The following is an 18,174-nucleotide window of genomic DNA, read 5'->3' as shown; positions in this document are numbered from 1 at the left end:
TCCAATTTAAATGATCGCGTGTTGCAATATATCGAATTGATCAAAAATCTCTGGTTTAATGATTGGAATAAAATCAGAACCTATTAAACTCTTATCCACGACATCGTTGGTAGATGTAGATGATGTGGAAGCAAACTGGTTTAATACCTCATCAAGTTGGTTATCATGTTGATTTGACGAAACTAATATATCATTTAATGAAACTTTTTCGACTGAGGGTAATGGCGTAACAGCTATTTGTTTCGTTTCTAACGAACTTAAATCAATTTGATCTACGAGCGAAGCATGACTCAAATTAATGTCAATATTTTCACTTTGCAGCAATGCCAAGATCGTCGTTGGAGAAACGATCGTAAAACTAAATACATCACTCATTTCACTAGTATTCCCAGCGGCATCCGTCTGAGTCAATGTAATTTTATGCAGACCTAATGCTAGATCATGATTTGGATTAAAAACCCAACTTCCGTTACTGGCAACTGTCACGACTCCTATTGCTTGCCCATTATCATAAATCGTTAACAAAGCCTTAGATTCTGCTGAATTCGCTGCCCCAGAAAAGGTTGGTCTAGCATCATCCGTTGTACCACCTGCATTAATAGAACCTTTAACATCACCAACATCATCAGTTAATTTTGGAATTATAGGCTTAGTGGGAGGAGTAATATCCTTTGTCCCAACGATACCCGTTGCATCCGATAAATTACCAGCCGAGTCAATCACATATACTTTTGCTGTTTTTTGATCGGTTAGTTCAGGTGAAATAGCAATCGTAAATTTACCCTGTGCATCAACAACTCCACTTCCAATTAATTTACCACTTGAATCTTTAATTTGAATTTTAGCATTTGCTTCAGCTGTGCCCGTCAGTGAATCACCTGCAGCATTTAATTGTGCTACTGCTTTTTCAGGTGCAATAGTGTCTTTACCTGCACTAATTTCTAATGGCTTAGACTGATTTCCTGCCGCATCTTCAAGCACAACAGTTGCTTTTTGCATTGCTGTCAAAGCTGGCGAAAGTGTAATGTTGAATTTGCCTTGTGAATCTGTAATACCACTTGCTATAATTTTTCCATCTGAATCTTTAATTTGTACTTTTGTATTTGCTTCAGCTCGACCTAAAATTGAAGCCCCATCTTTATTCACTTCTACTAATGGTTGATCAGGAGCTAAAGTATCTTTTCCCGCAATCACCTTAGACGGCGTAGACTTATTTCCTGCGGCATCTTCAGCAATAACTGTTCCCCCTTTATCACTTGTTAAGGGTGATGAAAGTTTAATGGAATACAATCCTGAGCTATTTGCATTAACAGAGCCTAATAATTTTCCATCTGCATCATAAATAGATACTTTAGCATTCGCTTCTGTCTTACCTGAGACAATCGTCCCATCTACATTTAATTGAGCACTTGGCGCTTCTGGCGCAATCGTATCTTTATTACCCATCACTGCAATTGCTTTAGATGAATTACCAGCAGCATCAATTGCAATCACCGTTACTTTGCTATTATTCACTAAAGGTTGATCAAGCTTAATTGTATAATTACCTTGCTGATCGGCGTGTGAGGTTGCGATTACTTTTCCTGTCGTATCTTTAATTTCAATTTTTGCACCCGCTTCCGTTTTCCCTGTAATAGTTTGCGTATCAGTAGCTAATGTTGCGGTTGGATCAATTGGCGGAGTGATATCAATAGAATGATTCTGATTAGACTGATCCTCATCATCTTTAACGGCCCATAAGTACACGCCTTCTGCTGCTAAAGCAACTAAACCGACTTTCAATAATTGTGACTTACTAATACCTAAATCATCTACCCCGCTCTCTGTTTTAATAGTTTGAGTCGGCATTTCAGTATCGATAAATTGAGACAATTGAGTTGCAGGCATATAACGCATAAATCGTCCTGAATCATCAAATTGAGCAATTGCATAACTGCCATCTTCATTTGGAGTTGCAAGTGTATGTTCAGTCTGATTGGTATCCTTGTAAAAGTCACTAATAATGATTTTCTCACCATTTTTTAATGTAATAACCAGATCATTACCTTGCTTGATAATTGATTTAATATCCGCCTGATTTACACCAATTTGTACAATTGAGGGCTGATCCAAAATAATACTTTTCATTTGTGCATCTTGTAAAACATGCAAATTCTTCTTAGATGAGACAACAACTCGTGTCATTTTTTTATACTCTCTTATCAATTATTTTTTATGTATTTATTGAATACTAATTAGTTAAAGAATTAACCTAATGGTTAAAATAACAAATGATCGAGATAACAACAATCTTTCCTAAAACAACTTTTGTGGTTTTTATATAGCTGATTATTTATATATTCTTAGGATTGAATTTCATGATCAATCTCTAAATAAAATAAACCAGCCTAAATAGACTGGTTTATCAAAATACGCAACATAAAATCTAATTAAAATTTTGGATCACGCATTTGCACAAGTGAACTATTTGCCTTCACTAAACTATCAGCAAGTTTTCCGATTACTGTTGGGATTAAACTCTCAGCCATTTGCGCAGCTTGTAAACCTAATTTTTCACCAAAAGTTGGACGTTTACGCGTATTAATCACATACACATCATGTTTTGGTAATAGACTTAACAAATATTCATCAGAGGTCTGTAATTTATCGACCAAGTTCAATTCACGTGCATCTTCACCATACCAATGTTCACCCGTTGCAACTTTAGCAACATCTAATTGTGGACGATATTTCTCAACAAAGTGCTTAAATAAAGCATGGGTTTGTTGTAACTCTTCTTCAAACTTAGCCTTACCTTCTGGTGTATTCTCACCAAACATCGTCACGGTACGCTTGTATTCGCCCGCAGTATACAGCTCGAAATCAACATTGTGTTGCTTCAATAAACGATTGAAGTTTGGAACTTGAGCAACCACTCCTATTGAACCTACAACAGCAAAAGGAGCAGAAATAATTTCATTGGCAATACATGCCATCATATAACCGCCACTTGCAGCGACTTTATCTACACAAATCGTGACGTTAAAACCGGCATCACGTAAACGAACCAATTGGGCAGCAGCTAGACCATAACCATGAACCATGCCACCTGGACTTTCTAAGCGTACAACCACACGATCGTGCCCTGCTTTTGCAGTTGCCAAGATTAGGGTAATTTCTTCACGAATGGTATCGACAGCAGATGCTTGTACATCGCCTTTAAAGTCGAGCACATAAATTTTTTGATCATTCTTTTTACGAACTTTTGCTTCTTTAGCGAGTTGTTGAACGATTTGTAGTAATTCCAAACGAGATGCTGTTGTTTGTGCAATTCTTTTTCTTTGTTCATTCACACGCGCATTTAAATGACTAATACGAATTTCAGCAGGAAATTTAGGTAAATGGAATAACATAAAGTAAGTGCTCTATAAGTTCGGCTTTATTCGACTAAGATGTGGTCTGTTGAATAAAAATTCAATAGTGATTTTGCAAAATAGATTCATTTTCATCTATCTCATAAAAAAAAGAGCCCGAAGGCTCTTTAATTTATTCAGCAAGAATCAACCAAAACGACCCGTAATATAAGCTTCAGTCAATTGATGATCTGGTTGTGTAAATACTTTTTCAGTTGAATTGACTTCGATCAAATCACCCAAGTGGAAGTATGCAGTACGATCAGATACACGTGCAGCTTGTTGCATCGAATGCGTTACGATTGCAATGGTATATTGTTCAGAAAGTTCTGAAATCAACTCTTCAATTTTTGCGGTCGCAATCGGATCAAGCGCTGAACAAGGCTCATCCATTAAGATCACTTCTGGACTAACAGCAATAGTACGTGCAATACATAAACGTTGTTGCTGACCACCTGATAAACCAGTACCTGGTTGGCTTAGACGATCTTTGACTTCATCCCATAAACCCGCTTTACGTAAGCTGTTTTCAACAATTTCTTCTAAGTCATATTTATCACGTGCCAAACCATGTAGTTTCGGACCATAAGCAACGTTATCAAAAATTGATTTTGGAAATGGGTTTGGCTTTTGGAATACCATACCAACTTGAGCACGCAGCAACACTACATCAAGATTTGGATCGTAAATATCTTGGTTATCAAGTGTTACTTTACCAGTCACGCGACAGCTATCAATCGTGTCATTCATACGGTTTAAAGTACGCAAGAAAGTCGACTTACCACAACCAGATGGCCCAATAAACGCAATCACTTCATTTTGATAAATATCAATATCAATACCTTTAATTGCCTCTGTTTGACCATAATAAACATGGACATCCTTAGTACTGATTTTCACATCACTGACTTTTGGTTTTTTATTCGATGATGCTGTTTCAAACTGAGAGACAAACACAGTATTAGATTGCTGAACTTGCTCTTCAGATGAGGTAAATTCTGTTTGCTGTGGATTCACTGACTTATCCTTTTCTACGGCGTTCATAATGTCAATCGTATTCATTATACTCTCCTCAATTACCAACGCACTTCAAATTTCTTACGAAGCCAAATTGCAAGGCTGTTTAAACCAATCATTAATGCAAGTAACACAATAATCGCAGCAGCTGTACGTCCTTCAAAGAAGTTACGTAATTCGTTGCCTTGCCATAAATAAACTTGTACAGGTAATGCAGTTGCTTGATCTAACGGTGTTGCTGGAACACTTGCAACAAAAGCACTCATACCAATTAAAAGTAATGGCGCTGTTTCACCTAAAGCATGTGCTACACCAATAATCGAACCTGTCATGATACCCGGTAATGCCAATGGTAATACGTGATGGAACACCGTCTGTACTTTTGATGCACCTAAGCCTAAAGCTGCTTGGCGAATCGAAGGTGGCACAGCTTTTAAAGATGCACGTGTTGTAATAATCACAGTTGGTAAAGTCATCAGGCTTAGAACCAAACCACCGACCAACGGTGCAGAAAGTGGTAAATGCATCCAACCAATGAAAATCGCAGCACCCAATAAACCAAATACAATCGAAGGTACAGCAGCCAAATTATTGATATTGACCTCAATAATGTCCGTCATGATATTTTTTGGTGCAAATTCTTCAAGATAAATCGCACTCGCAACACCAATTGGAATCGAGATGATAATCACAATAAGCATCATGAATAAAGAACCCATAAATGCACCAGCTAAACCACTTGTTGCAGGTGAACTACGAGAGTCTGGGCTCACAAATAAATTGGTATTGAATGTATTTTCAATAATCCCTTTTGCTTTTAATTGGTCAGCAATTTGACGAACTTCCAAATCAAGCTGCTGTTGGTCATCTGGTAAAGAACGATCAATATTACCTGCTAACCATACATCGACATTGGCATCAGCTAAGAATTTAATCTCATCCTTAGTACCGATCAATGATGGATTTTCAAGCACCATATCACGTAAACGATAGGCTTCAGAACTCGTATATATACTGTTCAAGTAATCACGTTGGGATTCTAAAGCGGGATCTTTTGCAACCATACCGTTAACAATAAGTGCATCCCAATCCACCATTCCCATCTCAGTTTGCCAAGCAACAAGTCGCTCCTCAAAATGAGCAGGTGTTTCTCCTGCAATTGGTTTTGGTTTTGCCCCAACATTAATAATTGTAGGATCAAAATAAACCGGAACAGTCATGCTACTTTGCCAAAATGACGGCAACCCTTTCGCTAAAATGCTGCCAAACAATAAGGCAACAAAAGCGAGACCAATCATGACAGCTGAGAAACCAGCGATACGGAATGCTTTTTCTTTACGATGGCGTTTAGCTAAAGAGTTTTGGATTCTTTTTTTACGCTGTTCAGCAGCCACTTGCGGATCCAATACATTCTGATCCAGAGGAGATGTATTTAAACTCATTCGTATTGCTCACGATATTTACGCACGATATATAGTGCAATAATGTTTAAACCCAAAGTGATCACAAACAAGGTTAGACCAAGTGCAAATGCGACTAATGCTTGTGGACTCGCAAAGTCAGTATCACCTGTTAATTGCTTAACAATAGTTACTGTGACGGTTGAAACAGCTTCGAATGGATTCGCATGCAGTAATGGGCTATTCCCTGCTGCAAGTACCACAATCATGGTCTCACCAACCGCACGAGAAACAGCAAGCAAAAATGCACCAGTGATACCAGGTAATGCTGCCGGTAAAACAACCTGACGAATCGTTTCTGATTTGGTTGCACCTAAGCCCAGAGAACCATCACGTAGCGCACGAGGAACTTGAGTAATAATATCGTCTGATAATGATGAGACGAATGGAATGATCATAATCCCCATCACAAAACCAGCGGTTAGAGCACTTGTTGCATTGATATCAATACCAACTGTCTCACCGATCATTTTGAAGAATGGGCCAATCACCATAAGTGCAAATACACCATAAACAATGGTTGGAATACCTGCTAACACTTCAATCGTTGGCTTTGCCCACGAACGTAAGTTAGGTGATGCATATTCAGCAAGATAAATCGCAATCATTAAACCAACAGGTACTGCAACAGATAATGCAATACCACTCACCATTAAAGTACCCCAAATTAATGGCAAGATACCGTAGCTACCTTCTGCATTTCCTGAAGTGCTAAAACCTGGATTCCACTCTGTACCAAAGAAAAAATCCGCTGGGCTAACAAACTTAAAGAAGTGTAAAGCTTCAGTCAGCATTGAAAGTACAATACCGATGGTAGTGAGAATCGCAACACCAGAACACAGAATTAAACCAACATTAATGGCTTTCTCAACTTGGTTACGCGCGCGAAATTGCTGACTGACATGACGTTTTGCCCAAACTAAACCGCCCAATCCCGCACTAATTACGATTGCTAACTTTGCAAAAGAACCAATTGTTTCAAATTTCGCTAGCTGTTGAGCTGCTGCCACTTCATATGCAGCTGCTTGATCTGTAACCCCAAAACCAGAGGCAATCGCTTGAACACGATCAATTAAAACATCGCGTCCTGCTTCATCCAGAGTAGCACTGACAGATGCAGGAATATTATTAAAGATAATATGTTGTAGGATACTTGGTTCAACCAAATTCCAAATGATCAAAATTAAAAAAGCAGGAATACCGCACCACAAAGCCACCAACGCACCATAATAACCTGGACGTGAATGTAGTGTTGCTGAGTTATTTCCCTTACCTGCTAGGTTACGGCTTTTACTCAGCCCGATTTGATATGCAATTGCCACAAGGGCCAATAACACACCGATAAGTAGCAGATTCATGTAATCTCCACTGTTTTCTCAATTTTCATCATTTGAAAAAACTTAGTTAGACAAAAAGGCTGATGAACCCAAGTCTCATCAGCCTCCCTTTTAACAATATTACTTAACTGTTTTACCCGCTTTGAAATCAGCTAGAACTTTTGCACGTTCTTTATCGCTCATAGTGATCAAACCAGCTTTTTCTAATTTAGAACCTTTACCTGAAGCTTTCTTATTCAGGAAGTATTCTACGTATTGTGGTAAACCTTTAATTGATTTTAAGTGCTCACCCTTTACATAGAAGTAAAGTGCGCGAGATACTGGATATTGACCGCTTAAAACTGTTTTCTCTGAAGGTAAAACACCATTTACAGTCGCAACACGTAACTTATCACGGTTTTGATCATAGAAACCTAAACCAAATACACCCACTGCATTTGGAGAAGTTTTTAAACGAGCAAGTGTTTCAGTGTAGTCACCTGCAATTTCGATTACACGACCGTCTTTACGGAAGTTTGCACATGCTTTTTTCTGTTCTTCTTTATCTAAATTTTTGAAATAAGCAAATGATTCACAACCCGCTTCAACCATTTTTTCTTGGAACACTTCACGCGTACCATGGTTTGTTGCTGGAATAACTAAAGTAATCGGTTCATTTGGTAAGTCATCATCAATTTGGTTCCATCGTGTATATGGGTTTGGAACCAATTTACCACCTGAAGGAAGCTGTGCAGCCAATGCTGTAAATACATGCACTGGGTCTAAGTTATAAGCACCCTTTCTTGAGTTAGACGCAAAAACAATACCGTCATAACCAATTTTGATTTCTTGAACTTGATTTACGCCTGCTTTTTTACATGCAGCAAGCTCTGAATCTTTAATTTTGCGTGAAGCATTTGCGATATCGATCGTGTTATCACCAACACCTTGACAGAATTGCTTCAAACCACCTGAAGTACCACCTGAACCAACAACCGGTGCTTTAAATTGCGGGAAAGTATTACCAAACTCTTCAGCAACAATACTTGCATAAGGCAATACAGTTGAAGAACCAGCAATTTGAATTGTATCACGAGCTGCATTTGCAGTTGTTACTACGGCTACTCCAGATACAGCTAATGCAAGTGCAATATGACGTGGGTTTAAGCGCATTCTGTTTTCTCTCATTTGTACAATTTGATTTACAACTCTTTTTAATTTAAGTGTTGTACTTTAGTTAATTGCATTTTGAGCAGATAATATGACAATTAAGTGACAAATTTATGACGCTTTTATGATGATCATTTTTATTTGAAAATTTTCAGTCATAAAGAAAAGAATTTTTTGATAAAAATAGCGAAAGAAAATTATCTTAATGATTGTAATTTATAATTTTTCACTTACAACAAGACATATAAGAAATCAAACTAGAAATACAAATTTGACGACCTTAGTAATGAAAACTATATGACAGGTTCTTTGTAATATTAGTTTTAATCCTTCAATTCGGCTCTAAATTAACTAAAATTAGGTTTCCAATAGCCATTACACATCTATCTTAAGCTATTCCGAAAATTACTTGAGATTAAATTAAAGCTATACTCAGATGAGCTAAACCTTCCCAAGCTCAATCTCCAAGACTAAAAAAATAAAAAAGGCACATGAATGTGCCTTTCTCTTAGAAAGCAAATTGATTAGTCAATCGCTGGAACATAAGTTCCTGCAACAATTGCATCTTTAATACGATCAGCTTCTGCAAGCACCAATGCAAGCAAGTTCTGAACGTTTTCAAGTGTTGCAACTGGGCTTAAAGTGGTCATCTTCAATGATTGAACATTACCCACTTTGGTTACACCAATATTCGCTTCACCACGAGCAAACAATTCATCTGCCACGTTTTGGTTTAAGCTATCGATAAATTCAGCAGGATAAGCTTCTGGTACTACACGGAACAGGACTGAAGCGAATTGTGGTTCAACCAACAATTCAAGCCCCGCTGTTGCTTTAATATAGTCAGCAACTTCACGTGTAAGTTTCACACCATGATCAATCATTGAACCATAAAGCTCTTCGCCTAATGCTTCAACCGTCATCCACAATTTCAATGCATCAAAACGACGAGTCGTTTGTAATGATTTAGACACGAGGTTGGGCACACCGTGTTCTTCATCATAAGCAGAGTTTAAATATTCTGCTTCATAATGCATAAAGCGATAGTTTGCTTCGTCTTTCAACAAGAAAGCGCCACAGCTAATGCTTTGGAAATAATGTTTATGGAAATCTAGCGTGATTGAATCTGATAATTCAATACCATCCAACATTGCACGATGGTCATTTGAAAGAATCAGTGCACCGCCCCAAGCTGCATCAATATGCATCCATGAACCATACTTCGTGGTAATTTCACGGATTTTCTTGAGTGGATCAATTGCTCCAGCATCAGTCGTACCCGCTGTTGCAACAACACACGCGACGATTTTGCCTTCAGACTGAAGATGCGCCATGGTTTTTTCCAGTGCATCAACATCCATCTGTGCGTTTTCATTCACAGGAACAGTGACAACAGACTGGAAGCCCATACCCATCATCGCCATGTTCTTTTGCACAGAGAAATGTGCATTTTCAGAACAGATGACTTTGACGTTCTTCATTGCTTCTGCTGGGATACCATCACGCTGAACAGACCATGACTTACCATTTTCGTCTTTCCAGTTTTTCGATATACACCAGTCACGTGCCAGCAATACACCCATCAAGTTTGACTGTGTACCACCAGAGGTGAACACACCAGCTTGACCTGCACCATAACCGACTTTTTGACGAAGCCAATCAATGAGTTGAACTTCCATCAAAGAACCCGCTGGGCTTTGATCCCATGAGTCCATCGACTGGTTGGTTGCATTGATCAACACTTCCGCAATCTGGCTCATCACCATGGTTGGGCAGTGTAAGTGTGCAAGTGAATGCGGGTGATGTACTTTTAAGCTTTTATTGAGAAAAAGCTCAATCATACGTTGTAATGATTGCTGTACACCTAGACCTTCTTTTGAAGGAGCAAAAGAAATTGCTTCACGCAAATCCTTAATGCTACCGCCAGTGTACATTTTATCATTTTGCAACCATGCTGAAACGGCAGTTACCGCCTCTCCCATTGCTGACTGATAGTCAGCAATAGATTGAGCATCATTGCAGAGTAACGCTTTACGATGTTCTGCAAAATCAACCATGAATTAGCCTCGTACTGCTTTTAATGCTTCAGCAACAGCTTTCTTGAAGCGAGCAACCGCCTCTACGCATTCTTCTTGATTGATAATCAACGGGCAAAGTAAACGGATAACAGTACCGTTACGACCACCTTTTTCAAGCAATAATTTATTGTTGAAACAAGCCGTCTGAATTGCAGCAGCCAACTGAGCGTCCGCAGGTAATGAACCCATATGATCCGCAGGTTTACGCTCGTCAACGATCTCAACACCGATCATCAAACCACGACCACGTACGTTACCAATACATGGGAATTCTTGAGCAAGTTTCTTGAACTCTGCTTGTAAGAAATCACCACGCTCTTGCGCATTTTGAGCAAGGTTTTGTTCTTTGATCACTTGAAGCGATGCTAAACCTGTACCCATTGCAAGTTGGTTACCACGGAAAGTACCCGTGTGACCCGCAGGCTGCCAAGCATCAAACTTACGTTTAATACCCAATACTGCAAGTGGTAAACTACCACCGACCGCTTTAGACATCACCACAACATCAGGCTCGATTCCAGCATGTTCAAAGGCAAACATTTTACCTGAACGTGCAAAACCAGCTTGAACTTCGTCCAAGATTAAAACGATGTTGTGCTTTTCAGTCACTTCACGGATTTTTTGCAACCATTTTACCGGTGCAGTAACAACACCACCTTCACCTTGAATCGCTTCAAGGATCACAGCTGCAGGCTTGGTTACACCACTTTCAACATCTTCAATGAAGTTTTCAAAGAAATAAGTTAAAGCGTCAACACCTGCTTCCCCACCTAAACCAAGTGGGCAACGATATTCATGTGGGTATGGCATAAATTGCACGCCTGGCATTAAGCCATTCACCGCATTCTTCGCTGACAGGTTACCTGTCATTGCAAGCGCGCCGTGCGTCATACCATGGTAGCCACCAGAGAAACTAATCACTGTGCTACGACCCGTATAAGTTTTCGCTAATTTAATCGCTGCTTCTGTACCATCTGCACCAGATGGACCACAGAATTGTAGGCAATATTCTTCTTGACCGCCTGGCAAATAAGCCAAAAGCGCTTCAGTAAACGCATCTTTTAAAGGAGTCGTTAAGTCTAAAGTATGCAATGGCAAACCGCTTGCCAATGTGTCTTGAATACTTTGAATCACCGCAGGATGATTATGGCCCAAAGCCAATGTCCCTGCCCCAGCTAAACAATCAAGGTACTCTGTACCTTCAACATCAGTAACCCAACAGCCTTGTGCTTTTGCTATCGCTAACGGTAATTTACGTGGATAACTACGAACATTCGATTCCATCTGACTTTGGCGAGTCAGATAATATTCGTTAGTTGCATTAGCGGCAGGATTTACGGAAGTAACGCTCATATCGAATTACCATCTCTGATATGGGTAAAAGAAATAAGTCTGGTGACTTGCGGTCGTTTGACTCGGTGCTTTTTAGAATCTAGTGAGACACAAATTTTATATCTTTCAACTAGGAGCGAGATGATACCTAATTTTGAAATAAAATAAACTCTTTTTATGCCTGACATTCATCTAATATTATTGAAAAAATGCTTCATTCCAATAACTATGATGAATTATCATCATACTATGTGACAAGCGAAAGAAAGTAAGCTTTTTTTAACAGCCTTAATTTTTTTAGATAAATGGTCAAATATATATAGCTAATTATTTAATTTTAAATATTTTTTAATTAATTTTTCTGTTGCAAAACACTGTTAATATATTACAAAGACACCACAAAAAATGCAAAAGTTCCCCATCAGTTGTTTCTAATATCAGACTTGTAAAAATAAATGTTTAATACCAAATTTTAAGGAATATTTTATGCGTACTTTAGCACTTGCGACTATGATGATCGGCGTAGCACTCAGCCCGTCCCTTTTTGCTCAAGAAACAGAAAGCTTAAATTATAATATTGTGAATATCCAAGCAGATGCAGCACGCCAAGTTGCGAATGACGAAATGCGTGCTGTGCTTTATATTGAAAGAAGCAATAAGCAACCCGCAGAGCTTTCGAATCAAATCAATCAGTTGATGAATCAAGCGCAAGTAATTTCTCGTAAATATCCACAAGTAAAAGTCGAAACAGGTGCTCAAAGTACTTACCCTATTTATGACAATGATAATAATAAGTTAAAAGAATGGCGCGCGCGCGCAGAAATCCAAATTGAAAGTAAAGACTTTAAAGCAGCAAGCCAGTTGATTAGTGAACTACAACAAAGCTTTCAGACCCAATCGATTAGTTTTAGCGTATCTGACGAACAACGTAAAAAAGTTGAAAATGAACTGATGATTGAAGCTTCTAAAAACTTTCAGCAACGCGCACAAGCGATTACTCAGGCTTGGAATAAAACGCAATATAATCTTGTCAGTTTAAATTTGAATACAAGTAATTATTTTCCTCAACCAATGATGCGTGGTGGCATGGCAAAATTTGCGATGGCTGAAGCAGCTCCAGCACAAGACATGGCTGCTGGTGAATCGAAAATTACTGTCACTGCTAATGGCTCAATCCAATTTAAATAATTAAATATTCACATAAGGGCGTATCAGATACGCCCTATTTCTATAATATAATCCATTCAATATATAAGTAAGAGCTAAAAAGTAAACATGTTTTTTATTTAAATTAATAAATAAAATACAATCACTTATGGTAGTTTTTTGATTTTTTACGCATGTTTAATTGCCCAAATACACTTAAAGATAAGAACAATGAATACCTATACCCCAAATATACATCACAGAAAAACTATCCGCCTAAAAGGCTATGATTATTCACAAAATGGAATGTATTTTATTACAATTTGCTGCGCAGACCGACAATGTATATTTGGTCAAATTACTGAGCAAGAAATGACGTTAAATCAATTTGGTCAAATCGCCTACAATAAATGGTTAAATACAATCAATTTAAGAAACAATGTTGTTTTAGACCATTTTATTATTATGCCTAATCATATGCATGCAATCATCCATCTAAAAAAGCCAGATATAAAGAATATTTCTATTACTCAAACTACTGATAATCTAAACATGTGTAGTGATTTGGGCGTATGCAATACGCCCCTACGATCACCATCTAATAATATTGGTGCGATCATTCGTGGCTATAAGGCTGCGGTTACAAAACAATTTAATCAACTCGCTTTTAGTCAAAAAGTATGGCAAAGAAATTACTATGAACATATCATTCGTAATGAAAAATCCTATATGGTGATTTCTGACTATATTATTAATAATCCTCGAACATGGGAAAATGATCTCTTTCATATTGATTCATAATTGTAGGGGCGTATCGCATACGCCCAATCAAGAATTTAATTGCTTTTTGCTCACTGGCAAAAGTGCTGTTTGAATGATATGAACACACCGAATATGAGCAATTTTAATTTTATTTAAGCAAAATCTAAGAGAAAATTTTGAGTCTCATTCTTTCAATTTGTGCAGTTCAAAATAATAGTGCCATGCTATAAGTTCTGCAACGAATCCCAAGCAGCCTGAGCCAAGTATTCCCGATAACCATTTGGGTTGGTAAGCACTTTTTCAGATAACCATGCTCGACAATAACTTTCAGTTGCACCAATCACCAATGAGATCATCAATTCAGGCGGTACTGATTTCAATAACTTAGCATCGCTATATGTCGACATATAGCTCACGATTTTTTGATTTCTCAGTTTATTTTTTTCATTTAACAATGGTCGGTACTCACTTTGCATCACATTAAAATGAGCAAGCATTAAAAATTTTGCAAAATGAGGTTGATCAGAAACCCAATCAACGTAACTATAAATTAAAGCATTCAATACATCTCTTAAAGACTGTGTACGCTCTAGATATTGATCTCGTAATGCTGCTTGATCATCTAAAGCAGCAAAAACCAGTGCAGCAATCACCCCCTCTTTGTTTTTAAAATGGTGATAAATTGCCCCGACACTACTTTCAGATTTGTCTCGGATCATTTCAATACTGGTCGCATCGAGACCATATTCAAGAAAATATACCAATGCGTCCAATAAGATTTGTCTTTTTAATAATGATCTACGTTGTGGATATAAGCGTTCTAATAATTGCTGAGCCGTTTGCATAAGTTATTTAAATTTACCAATCATCGGAACTATTGTGTATGACTTGACCACAACTTGTAAACAGAATTATATTCCGTAAAAGAATTTAATTCTGTTTTGTAGGGAATCATCTAATGGCATCAACTTTGGAATTATGGAATAAGGTTTCAGTTTTACCTGCTGGAAAATGGACGTTCACACGTATGCTTTGTTTAAAAGCACCTTATTTCAGTAGCATTTCTCCTTTATTTGAGGAATTGAAACCGAACTTTTGTAAAATATCCATTAAGAAAAAACGCGCAGTGCTGAATCACATTGGTACAGTTCATGCGATTGCAATGTGCAATATGGCCGAACTTGCAGGCGGTACGATGACTGAGGTGACTGTTCCAACTTCACATCGCTGGATTCCAAAAGGCATGACCGTAGAATATTTAAAAAAAGCAGAAACTGATTTGATTGCGATCGCCACCCCAGTAGAGCAGCACTACGATTGGGATAAAGCTGGAGAATATCTGGTGAATGTTGATGTAATTGATCAACAGAATGAAAAAGTCTTTCACGCCACCATTACCATGTGGGTTTCAAAAAAGAAAAAATAAAAGTAAAAAGCCCCGAACACGGTATTCGGGGCTGTTCTACTTGAGTTATTTTTTTACTTTTTAAAAGGAAGCGCATATTTAAAAATACGCCCTACAACTTCACCGAATTGTTTTACAAAGCTAGCATTATTGTAATTTAAACCATATTTCTCACATACAGCTTCCACTTTAGGTGCAATTTGACGATAGCGGCGAGCGGGAATATCTGGGTATAAGTGATGTTCAATTTGATGGCTCAAATGCCCTGTCAAAATATGAAATGCTTCCGAACCTGTTAAATTAGAAGAACCACGAATTTGACGCATGTACCAATGACCGCGACTTTCATTCTGTAAAACAGTTTTTGGGAAGACCTCAGCATCTTTAGTAAAATGACCACAAAAAATAATACTAAAAGTCCAAATATTACGAATCCCATTAGCAACTAAATTTCCAGTAAAAACTGGGATCGCTGAAGGTCCTGCAATCAATGGGAAAAACACATAATCTTTAAAAAGTTGCTTCGCTATTTTTTTCTGTGCTGGTTGCCATTCTCGTTTAAATTGCGTCATTGATTTACGTTTATAAATCACTTTGCCGAGTTCAAGATTTTGAATCGCAACTCCCCACTGGAATAATAAGCTGAATGGCACAATATAAATCGGTTGAATTAAAGTAAACTTTGTCCAACGTTGTTCGGGAAATAAACGAAATACACCATAACCCACATCATCATCCATACCTTTCACATTGGTATAAGTGTGGTGTTTGTAGTTATGTGTTTGACGCCAATTATCTGAGGTTCCAACGGTATCCCATTCGTAAGTCTGACCATTAAATTTTGGATCATTCATCCAGTCATATTGTCCATGCATCACATTATGACCTAACTCCATGTTTTCCATAATTTTGGCAAAACCCAATAGCCCCGTTCCTAATAACCATGCTGGTGGAAACCATCCTGCAAACAACAAAGTTCGTCCGAGTAAGCTGCTATAACGGATTGACGAATAAACACGACGAATATACTTCGCATCTTTTTCGCCTAAGTCATCCAATACTTCTTGCTTGATCTGATCTAATTCTCGTGCAAAAGCATCTAATTCTGAAGCAGTTAAATCACGATTTTTAGGATTTTTAAAATATTCAATTTTAACAGGCATATTCATAATTAATTTCTCATTTATAGATCAATCACTAGATCAGACTGAGCGGAATTTACACAAATTTTTAATAGTTGAGCAGGTTCATGATTCGCTGAACCATTCAACAAATTCTTCGTTGAGCCTTGCGCTTTAGTGCAGGCGCATTTATTACAAATGCCCATACGACAACCATGATTAGGTTTAATCCCTTGATGTTCCAAACTAGAAAGAATGGATTGCCCTTTAGGTATCGCAACCGTTTTGTTGGATTGAGTCAATCTCACATTTATAAAACCAGTTTCCGAAGCATCCACATCAAATTGGCTTAAACTAAAAGCTTCGGTTTGAAGCAAAGCAGCACAAGAAAATAATTTTTCTGCTGTACTCACAAAACCCGATGGACCACAGGCATATACAGTGGTTTCATTTAAAGCTGAAATTTGATCAACATAACTCTGGTTCAAACGTTGATCTTGCTCTTGGGTATAAAAGATTTGATAACTGAAATGAGGAAAGTTTTCCGCTGTTTCTTTGAAATATTCAGCATAGGCTGCATCGGCCTGAGTTCTCACCCAATACATCAACTGTACAGATGTCGTCGAAAACTGTTTGGTTTGACTCAAACTTTCGATCAGGCTCAGCATCGGCGTAATGCCGCTACCTGCTGCAAGTAATAACAGGTTAGGAGTTTGAATATGCTGCTGCATATCTCCATAAGGTTGCCCTAAATAGACAATATCCCCTACTTTAGCTTGCTCAACCAACCATGAACTCACCAAACCTTGATCAACTTTTTTGACGGTTAAACAGAGATGGTCTGCATCTAATTGCATCAAGCTATACGTGCGTTCGTAATGACGCCCTGCTATTTCAACGGTGACAGGATGATGCTGCCCTGCAACACCGCGTTGTACATGACGATTGCATTGCAGAATAAGACTTACCGTATCTTTAGCTACCGTTTGTTTTTTTACAACTTTAGCGAGTGATTGATTCAAAGACCACAGTGGATTGATTTTTTGTAGCCAAAAATTGGCATCATGGTTCGTAATTACGCTTTGGGCTATTGAATTGAATAGAGAAATTCTCTTTTCGACTGCTTGCATGAGCGGGAACTCTGATCATTTTTTAATTATTATACATATGTATATATATTTGTATATATATTCGTATAAGAATTTACATTTCCCAAGTAGTCAGACAATCGCTATAATCCCGAGTAGCTTACTTATATTTTGAAAATAATGGTTCAGTCTTCTACTTTTTTACCGCTCGGTCATGACTCACTAAATGAACAAGATGTCATTGCTATGAAATCTCCTGTACGTTCGGTTGGTAGAAAAGCAACCATTACCAAAGAAGAACTTTTTCAGGCGACACTGAATTTAATTGGTCCACAAAAAAGTATTGCATCTTTGAGCTTACGTGAAGTAGCGCGTGAAGCAGGCATTGCACCAAATAGTTTTTATCGACATTTTAAAGATATTGATGAACTGGCTATCGCTCTGATCGATCGTGCAGGTTTGGTATTACGTAAAATCATTCGCGAAGCGCGTTTGCAGGCATCTATGCAGCAAAGCATTATTCGAAGTTCAGTTGAAGTTTTCATTCAACAGCTCGATGCCGATGAAGGTTATCTCAGCTTATTATTACGCGAAGGATATACGGGCTCAACCTCATATAAACTCGCTGTAGACCGTCAGCTAAATTTCTTTCAGCAAGAATTACAAGAAGACCTGATTCGCCTAGAACAAATGAATAATAGTAAAATCAGTCATGCTGACATTGCGGCTAAAGCGATTACCCAATTGGTATTCAATATGGGTGCAAAAGTGATTGATTTACCTGCTGAACAACGAACTGACGTTGCAGAGCAAACCATGGTAATGATTCGTATGATTTTAGAAGGTGCCCGTCATTTCGATAAAATGGAAATTGATTAAGCAATTTC

The 18,174-nt window shown here is 38.0% G+C and carries 15 protein-coding genes; 4 read left to right on the top strand and 11 right to left on the bottom strand.

What is annotated here, in order from left to right; genetic code table 11:
- Positions 1 to 6 precede the first annotated feature (6 nt).
- The 8 genes from blp2 to O1449_RS04360 all read right to left on the bottom strand — a co-directional run bounded on the left by blp2 (position 7) and on the right by O1449_RS04360 (position 11,786).
- Positions 7 to 2,184: an Ig-like repeat protein Blp2 gene (gene blp2 / locus O1449_RS04395; protein ID WP_269239277.1), complete on the bottom strand. Its 2,178-nt coding sequence runs from the start codon at positions 2,182 to 2,184 to the stop codon at positions 7 to 9.
- 245 nt (positions 2,185 to 2,429) lie between these two features.
- Positions 2,430 to 3,392, bottom strand: coding sequence for a protease SohB (gene sohB, locus O1449_RS04390; RefSeq protein WP_269239276.1), 963 nt, complete (start codon positions 3,390 to 3,392; stop codon positions 2,430 to 2,432).
- Between the two features lie 147 nt (positions 3,393 to 3,539).
- A complete protein-coding gene (pstB, locus tag O1449_RS04385) occupies positions 3,540 to 4,454 on the bottom strand; it encodes a phosphate ABC transporter ATP-binding protein PstB (RefSeq protein ID WP_269228423.1) in 915 nt (304 codons plus the stop codon).
- A 14-nt stretch (positions 4,455 to 4,468) separates the two neighbouring features.
- Complete coding sequence (gene pstA / locus O1449_RS04380; protein WP_269228424.1) at positions 4,469 to 5,851, bottom strand: phosphate ABC transporter permease PstA; 1,383 nt, start codon at positions 5,849 to 5,851, stop codon at positions 4,469 to 4,471.
- Positions 5,848 to 7,227 carry a phosphate ABC transporter permease subunit PstC gene (gene pstC / locus O1449_RS04375; RefSeq protein ID WP_269228425.1) on the bottom strand — a complete coding sequence of 460 codons (1,380 nt, stop codon included), beginning with the start codon at positions 7,225 to 7,227 and terminating at the stop codon, positions 5,848 to 5,850. Before pstC ends, pstA begins: the two co-directional genes overlap by 4 nt.
- 99 nt (positions 7,228 to 7,326) lie before the next feature.
- Positions 7,327 to 8,358, bottom strand: coding sequence for a substrate-binding domain-containing protein (locus O1449_RS04370; protein WP_269239275.1), 1,032 nt, complete (start codon positions 8,356 to 8,358; stop codon positions 7,327 to 7,329).
- A 521-nt stretch (positions 8,359 to 8,879) separates the two neighbouring features.
- Positions 8,880 to 10,412, bottom strand: coding sequence for a pyridoxal phosphate-dependent decarboxylase family protein (locus O1449_RS04365; RefSeq protein WP_269239274.1), 1,533 nt, complete (start codon positions 10,410 to 10,412; stop codon positions 8,880 to 8,882).
- A gap of 3 nt (positions 10,413 to 10,415) precedes the next feature.
- Entirely contained in the window at positions 10,416 to 11,786 is a 1,371-nt protein-coding gene (locus tag O1449_RS04360; RefSeq protein ID WP_004652118.1) for a diaminobutyrate--2-oxoglutarate transaminase, read from the bottom strand.
- Between the two features lie 465 nt (positions 11,787 to 12,251).
- Here O1449_RS04360 and O1449_RS04355 point away from each other — a divergent pair, with 465 nt between their 5' ends.
- Both O1449_RS04355 and O1449_RS04350 read left to right on the top strand, forming a co-directional pair.
- On the top strand, positions 12,252 to 12,953 hold the full coding sequence (locus O1449_RS04355; RefSeq protein ID WP_269239273.1) for an SIMPL domain-containing protein: 702 nt from the start codon (positions 12,252 to 12,254) through the stop codon (positions 12,951 to 12,953).
- A gap of 189 nt (positions 12,954 to 13,142) precedes the next feature.
- On the top strand, positions 13,143 to 13,712 hold the full coding sequence (locus O1449_RS04350; protein ID WP_269239272.1) for a transposase: 570 nt from the start codon (positions 13,143 to 13,145) through the stop codon (positions 13,710 to 13,712).
- Between the two features lie 185 nt (positions 13,713 to 13,897).
- Here O1449_RS04350 and O1449_RS04345 read toward each other — a convergent pair whose 3' ends face one another.
- Positions 13,898 to 14,518 carry a TetR/AcrR family transcriptional regulator gene (locus O1449_RS04345; protein ID WP_269239271.1) on the bottom strand — a complete coding sequence of 207 codons (621 nt, stop codon included), beginning with the start codon at positions 14,516 to 14,518 and terminating at the stop codon, positions 13,898 to 13,900.
- Positions 14,519 to 14,631: 113 nt separating this feature from the next.
- Here O1449_RS04345 and O1449_RS04340 point away from each other — a divergent pair, with 113 nt between their 5' ends.
- A complete protein-coding gene (locus O1449_RS04340) occupies positions 14,632 to 15,099 on the top strand; it encodes a hotdog fold domain-containing protein (RefSeq protein WP_269228431.1) in 468 nt (155 codons plus the stop codon).
- Between the two features lie 53 nt (positions 15,100 to 15,152).
- On the opposite strand, the gene O1449_RS04335 is transcribed toward O1449_RS04340, so the two are convergent.
- Both O1449_RS04335 and O1449_RS04330 read right to left on the bottom strand, forming a co-directional pair.
- The gene (locus O1449_RS04335; protein ID WP_269239270.1) at positions 15,153 to 16,247 is read right to left on the bottom strand and encodes a fatty acid desaturase family protein; all 1,095 of its coding nucleotides are present in this window, start codon (positions 16,245 to 16,247) and stop codon (positions 15,153 to 15,155) included.
- Positions 16,248 to 16,261: 14 nt separating this feature from the next.
- Positions 16,262 to 17,329, bottom strand: coding sequence for a ferredoxin reductase (locus tag O1449_RS04330; protein WP_269239269.1), 1,068 nt, complete (start codon positions 17,327 to 17,329; stop codon positions 16,262 to 16,264).
- Between the two features lie 138 nt (positions 17,330 to 17,467).
- On the opposite strand from O1449_RS04330, the gene fabR reads away from it, so the two are divergent.
- Positions 17,468 to 18,166 (top strand): HTH-type transcriptional repressor FabR, encoded by a 699-nt coding sequence (gene fabR / locus O1449_RS04325; RefSeq protein WP_005157932.1) that lies wholly within the window; start codon positions 17,468 to 17,470, stop codon positions 18,164 to 18,166.
- Positions 18,167 to 18,174: the final 8 nt, after the last annotated feature.

This window comes from Acinetobacter sp. TR3, assembly GCF_027105055.1.
Lineage (GTDB): Bacteria > Pseudomonadota > Gammaproteobacteria > Pseudomonadales > Moraxellaceae > Acinetobacter.
The sequence above is the reverse complement of the archived record's forward strand: the minus strand, read 5'-3'. Positions and strand labels throughout refer to the sequence as shown.

Bases quoted from the DNA above. Each gene is read 5' to 3' on its own strand.
- blp2 (WP_269239277.1), bottom strand. From the start codon at position 2,184: ATGACACGAGTTGTTGTCTCATCTAAGAAGAATTTGCATGTTTTACAA.
- sohB (WP_269239276.1), bottom strand. From the start codon at position 3,392: ATGTTATTCCATTTACCTAAATTTCCTGCTGAAATTCGTATTAGTCAT.
- pstB (WP_269228423.1), bottom strand. From the start codon at position 4,454: ATGAATACGATTGACATTATGAACGCCGTAGAAAAGGATAAGTCAGTG.
- pstA (WP_269228424.1), bottom strand. From the start codon at position 5,851: ATGAGTTTAAATACATCTCCTCTGGATCAGAATGTATTGGATCCGCAA.
- pstC (WP_269228425.1), bottom strand. From the start codon at position 7,227: ATGAATCTGCTACTTATCGGTGTGTTATTGGCCCTTGTGGCAATTGCA.
- O1449_RS04370 (WP_269239275.1), bottom strand. From the start codon at position 8,358: ATGCGCTTAAACCCACGTCATATTGCACTTGCATTAGCTGTATCTGGA.
- O1449_RS04365 (WP_269239274.1), bottom strand. From the start codon at position 10,412: ATGGTTGATTTTGCAGAACATCGTAAAGCGTTACTCTGCAATGATGCT.
- O1449_RS04360 (WP_004652118.1), bottom strand. From the start codon at position 11,786: ATGAGCGTTACTTCCGTAAATCCTGCCGCTAATGCAACTAACGAATAT.
- O1449_RS04355 (WP_269239273.1), top strand. From the start codon at position 12,252: ATGCGTACTTTAGCACTTGCGACTATGATGATCGGCGTAGCACTCAGC.
- O1449_RS04350 (WP_269239272.1), top strand. From the start codon at position 13,143: ATGAATACCTATACCCCAAATATACATCACAGAAAAACTATCCGCCTA.
- O1449_RS04345 (WP_269239271.1), bottom strand. From the start codon at position 14,518: ATGCAAACGGCTCAGCAATTATTAGAACGCTTATATCCACAACGTAGA.
- O1449_RS04340 (WP_269228431.1), top strand. From the start codon at position 14,632: ATGGCATCAACTTTGGAATTATGGAATAAGGTTTCAGTTTTACCTGCT.
- O1449_RS04335 (WP_269239270.1), bottom strand. From the start codon at position 16,247: ATGAATATGCCTGTTAAAATTGAATATTTTAAAAATCCTAAAAATCGT.
- O1449_RS04330 (WP_269239269.1), bottom strand. From the start codon at position 17,329: ATGCAAGCAGTCGAAAAGAGAATTTCTCTATTCAATTCAATAGCCCAA.
- fabR (WP_005157932.1), top strand. From the start codon at position 17,468: ATGGTTCAGTCTTCTACTTTTTTACCGCTCGGTCATGACTCACTAAAT.